General features: G+C 72.4%; 4 protein-coding genes and 1 tRNA gene. 4 read left to right on the plus strand and 1 reads right to left on the minus strand.

All coding sequences use genetic code 11. The features are described 5' to 3' along the window. On the plus strand, window positions 1-999 hold a 999-nt coding region (locus E4P40_RS26300), incomplete at its 5' end, for an ArsA-related P-loop ATPase (protein WP_135161262.1). Window positions 1,000-1,029: 30 nt separating this feature from the next. Next, window positions 1,030-3,225, plus strand: coding sequence for a transglycosylase domain-containing protein (locus E4P40_RS26305; RefSeq protein WP_135161263.1), 2,196 nt, complete (start codon window positions 1,030-1,032; stop codon window positions 3,223-3,225). Here the strand turns inward: E4P40_RS26305 and E4P40_RS26310 are convergent. Then, a complete protein-coding gene (locus E4P40_RS26310) occupies window positions 3,222-3,674 on the minus strand; it encodes a GatB/YqeY domain-containing protein (RefSeq protein WP_135161264.1) in 453 nt (150 codons plus the stop codon). The two genes, E4P40_RS26305 and E4P40_RS26310, sit on opposite strands and share 4 nt — an antisense overlap. 53 nt (window positions 3,675-3,727) lie before the next feature. Between E4P40_RS26310 and E4P40_RS26315 the strand changes: the two genes are divergently transcribed. Further along, window positions 3,728-4,639, plus strand: coding sequence for a metallophosphoesterase (locus E4P40_RS26315; RefSeq protein WP_135161265.1), 912 nt, complete (start codon window positions 3,728-3,730; stop codon window positions 4,637-4,639). 48 nt (window positions 4,640-4,687) lie between these two features. Continuing rightward, a tRNA-Pro gene (locus E4P40_RS26320) sits at window positions 4,688-4,761 on the plus strand. Window positions 4,762-4,763: the final 2 nt, after the last annotated feature.

Below are 4,763 nucleotides of genomic sequence, written 5' to 3' on the forward strand. Positions count from 1 at the left end.
CTGGTGGAACTGGACAACGAGCCGCGGCAGGTCCACATCCCTGGTGACGCGGCCGCAGGGGCCGACGGCGAACTGCACGCCATGATGCTGGACATGAAGCGGACGTTCGACGACGTCGTCGCCGCGCACTCGACGCCCGAGCGGGCCCAGGCGATCCTCGACAACCCCTTCTACCAGGCGCTCTCGTCGTCCTTCTCCGGGACGCAGGAGTACATGGCGATGGAGAAGCTCGGCCAGCTGCGGGCCAGCGACCAGTGGGACCTGATCATCGTCGACACCCCGCCGTCCCGGTCGGCGCTGGACTTCCTGGACGCCCCGAACCGGATGAGCCGCTTCCTCGACGGCACGATGATCCGGCTGCTCACCGCCCCGAGCCGGACCGGCCTGAAGATCGCCAGCGCCGGCTTCATGTTCTTCAGCCGGATCATCTCGAAGATCCTCGGTGGGCAGCTGCTGCGCGACATCTCCGCGTTCGTCGCCGCGCTGGACACGATGTTCGGCGGCTTCCGCGAGCGGGCGACCGCGACCTACGAGCTGCTCCGGCGGCCGGGCACCTGGTTCGTCGTCGTCGCGACGCCGGAGCCCGACGCGCTACGGGAGGCCTCGTACTTCGTCGACCGGCTCTCCAGCGAGGGGATGCCGCTGGCCGGCCTGGTGCTCAACCGGACGCACCCGCCGGCGACCACGGTCCTGTCCGCGACCCGGGCCGAGGGCGCGGCCGAGGAGGTCGCCGACGCCGGCGGTCCCGGCGCCGAGATCGCCGCGGCCGCGCTGCGCGTGCACGCCGAGCGCATGGCGCTGGCCGGCCGTGAGCAGCACCTCGCCGACCGGTTCACCAGCGCGCACCCGGAGGTCGCCGTCCGCACCGTGCCGGCGACGGCGGGCGACGTGCACGACCTCGACGGGCTGCGCGTCATGGGCGAGGAGCTGACCGGCCCGGACGGGGACACGCCGACCGGCACGCCGAGGACGCGCGTCCTCCCCGCGCGCCGCGGCTGACCTGCGTCAGGCCACGTACATTCGACGACGATGTCGGAGAATGCTGCCTTCCGTACCCGTACCCTCGCGAAGCTCGCCGCGACGATCCTCGTCGCCGGTGCGCTGCTCGCCGGTCTCCTGCTGCCCTGGGTCGGGGGCACGGGGCTCGTGGCCCGGAACTCCGCATCGCTGCTCGACGCCCTCCCGGTCGAGCTCACCGACGAGACCCCGGCCGGCAACAGCAAGGTGCTCGCGGCCGACGGCTCGCTGATCACGAACCTGTTCACGAACAACCGCACGCCGGTCCGGGCCGACGAGATCTCCGACGTCATGAAGCAGGCGCTCGTCGACATCGAGGACTCGCGCTTCTACGACCACAACGGCCTCGACGTGGAGGGCACGTTCCGCGCCCTGGTCACCAACGTGGCGGCCGGCTCGGTGCGGGAGGGTGGCTCGACGATCACCCAGCAGCTGGTCAAGCAGACCCTGCTGCAGACGGCGACGTCGGCCGACGAGCGCAACGCGGCCGTGGAGCAGGAGGGCGTGTCCGGGCTGTCCCGCAAGCTGCGCGAGGCGCGGCTGGCCCTGGCGCTCGAGGAGACGTACGACAAGGACGAGATCCTCACGCGCTACCTGAACATCGTGTACTTCGGCCGCGGCGCCTACGGCATCCAGGCCGCCGCCCAGAAGTACTTCAGCGTCAACGCCGCCGATCTCACCCTCCCCCAGGCCGCCGTGCTCGCCGGCCTGGTGCAGAGCCCCGGTGAGGACGACCCGATCACCAACCCCGAGAACGCGGTCAACCGGCGCAACCAGGTGCTGTCGCGGATGAACAACCTCGGGCACATCAGCGACGCGGAACTGGCCGAGATCTCCGCGCAGCCGATCGCCGTGGTCGAGGGTCAGGACCCGCCGAACGGCTGCATCGACGCCACGATCGGTGGCTTCTTCTGCGCCTACGCCCTGCAGTACGTCACCGGCACCCTGGGCCTCTCGCCGCAGGAGATCGACAACGGCGGCTACACCATCCAGACGACGCTGCGCCCCGACCTCCAGGCGCACGGCGACCAGGCGGTGCTGAACACCCTGCCCATGGGCGACGAGCTCGCCGGCGTGTTCACCGCGATCGCGCCGGGCAGCGGACAGGTGCTGGCGATGAGCGTCAACCGCCGGTACGGGTGCTCGGACCCCGACTGCGAGTCCGTCGTCCTGAACACGGTGGCCAGCAAGGGCGCGGGGTCGACGTACAAGGTCTTCACCGCCGCGGCCGCGCTCGAGGCGGGCCTCGGCGCCGGAACGACGATCAGCACACCGGGCAACACGTACACGTCGCGCGTCTACAAGAACGGCGGCCGCCCGTACAGCATCGGCAACGCCGGCAACTACCCCGACACCCTCGACATGGTCGGGGCGCTGATCCGCTCGTCCAACACCTACTTCCTCGCGCTGGAGGACCGCCTCGGCAGCGTCGAGGGACCTGTGCGCATGTCCGAGCGGATGGGCATGACCTACGACCAGGCGCCCAACCAGGACCCGGCCGACCAGATCATCGAGGAGAACCGGGGGTCGTTCACCCTCGGCGCCGAGGCGACCAGCCCCCTCGACCTCGCGAACGCCTACGCCACGCTGGGTGCCCAGGGCACGCGGTGCACGCCGACGCCGGTGGTGCAGATCCTCGACCGCGCCGGTCAGCCGCTCACCGGGGACGACGGCCAGCCGCTCGTGAAGAACGACAACTGCACGCCGGAGTCCGTCCCGCCGGCGATCGCCAACACGCTGAGCAAGATCCTCGTGGGCGACGTCGCCAACCCGGAGGGCACCGGCACCCGGGCGGCCATCGCCGGCCACGAGATCGCCGGCAAGACCGGGACCGCGCAGGGCAGGGACTCCGTCGCCTTCGTCGGCTTCATGCCCGAGTACGCGGCCAGCGTCATGGTCTTCAACCCGAAGACGAAGCAGGACGTCGGCGGCTTCGGCGGCAACATGCCGGCGACCATCTGGCGCAACGCGATGGCCCCCTTCCTGGCCGACAAGCCGACGAGTCCGTTCCCGCCGGCCGACGAGGGGCTGCTGAACGGCGGTCGGCCTGCCCCACCACCGCCGCCGGCCCCGTCCCCCGCGCCCGTCCCGGCTCCGACCGAGGAGCAGCCGACGAACCCCGGCGAGGGCGGCGGCCAGGGTGAAGGCCGTGGGAACGAGGGCGGGGACCCCTTCGACGACCCCTTCTTCGACGACGAGGACGACTAACCCAGCTGGCGGCGGACCTCTGCGGCCACGCGGGAGCCGTCGGCCCGGCCGGCCACGACGCCCTTGGCCGCACCCATCACCGTGCCCATGTCCTTCAGGCCGGAGGCACCGGTGCGGGTGATGGCGTCGGCCACGATCGCCGCCAGGTCGGCGTCCTCGAGCTGCGCCGGCAGGTAGCCCGCGAGCACCTCGCCCTCGGCCTGCTCCCGCCGGGCCTGCTCGGCCCGGCCGGCCCCGGCGAACGCGTCGGCGGCCTCGCGGCGCTTCTTCGCCTCGCGGCGGAGCACGGCCTGCACCTCGTCGTCGCTGAGCTCGCGGGCCTCCTTGCCGGAGACCTCCTCCGCGCTGACCGCGGTGAGCACCATGCGCAGGGTCGCCGTCCGCAGCTCGTCGCGGGCCTTCATCGCGGTGGTCAGGTCGGCGCGCAGCTGTTCCTTCAAAGGGGGCACTCCCCCAGCCTGACACGGAGGACGACGGCGGTGGGCCCGTAGGCTGGCTCATCGTGCGCTGGTACACCGCTCTCCCCGCCGCCGCCGTCACCAGCGGCGCGGCCGTGACCGCCTACGCGAGCCTCTACGAGCGCACCCGCTGGACGCTGCGGCGCTTCGACGTCCCCGTGCTGGCCCCGGGCTCGGCACCCCTGACGGTCCTGCAGATCTCCGACCTGCACATGACCGCCGGTCAGCGCTCGAAGCAGGAGTGGGTGGCCGGCCTCGCCGCGCTCGAGCCGGACCTGGTGATCAACACCGGCGACAACCTGGCCGGGTTCGACGCCGTCCCGGGGACGCTGCGCGCGCTGGACCCCCTGATGAACCGGCCGGGAGCCTTCGTCCTGGCCAGCAACGACTACTACGCGCCGCGGCCGAAGAACCCGCTGAAGTACTTCTGGCCCGACCACAAGCGGGTGCACGGCAACGAGCTGCCCTGGCGCGACCTGCGCGACGGGATGCGCGACCGGGGCTGGCTGGACCTCACCAACGCGGCCGGTGAGCTGACCGTCGGGGGACGGCGGATCGCCCTCGCCGGCGTCGACGACTCCCACCTCAAGCGCGACCGCTACGACGTCGTCGCCGGGCCCGCGGACCCGGCCGCCGACGTGCGGATCGGACTGGCGCACTCCCCGGAGCCGCGGGTGCTGGACCGCTTCGCCGCCGACGGCTACGACCTGCTGCTGTGCGGCCACACGCACGGCGGGCAGCTGCGCGTCCCCTTCTACGGCGCCCTGGTCACCAACTGCGGGATCGACCGCGACCGGGTCCGGTGGCTGCACCGCTGGGCCGAGCCGACCCCGGAGCGGCCCACCGGCACCTGGCTGCACGTCTCGGCCGGGCTGGGCACGAGCCCGTACGCGCCGTTCCGCTTCGCCTGCCCGCCGGAGGCGACGCTGCTCACCCTGACCGCCCGCGAGCGCTGACCCGCGACGAGACCGCGGGGAACCGGGCGCTAGACTCGGCAGGCACCGCGGGGTGTGGCGCAGCTTGGTAGCGCGCGTCGTTCGGGACGACGAGGCCGCAGGTTCAAATCCTGTCACCCCGACC

The sequence above is a fragment of the Blastococcus sp. CT_GayMR20 genome, from assembly GCF_004570345.1.

Coding starts and splice junctions, on each gene's coding strand:
- E4P40_RS26305 (WP_135161263.1), top strand. CDS start 1,030: ATGTCGGAGAATGCTGCCTTCCGTACCCGTACCCTCGCGAAGCTCGCC.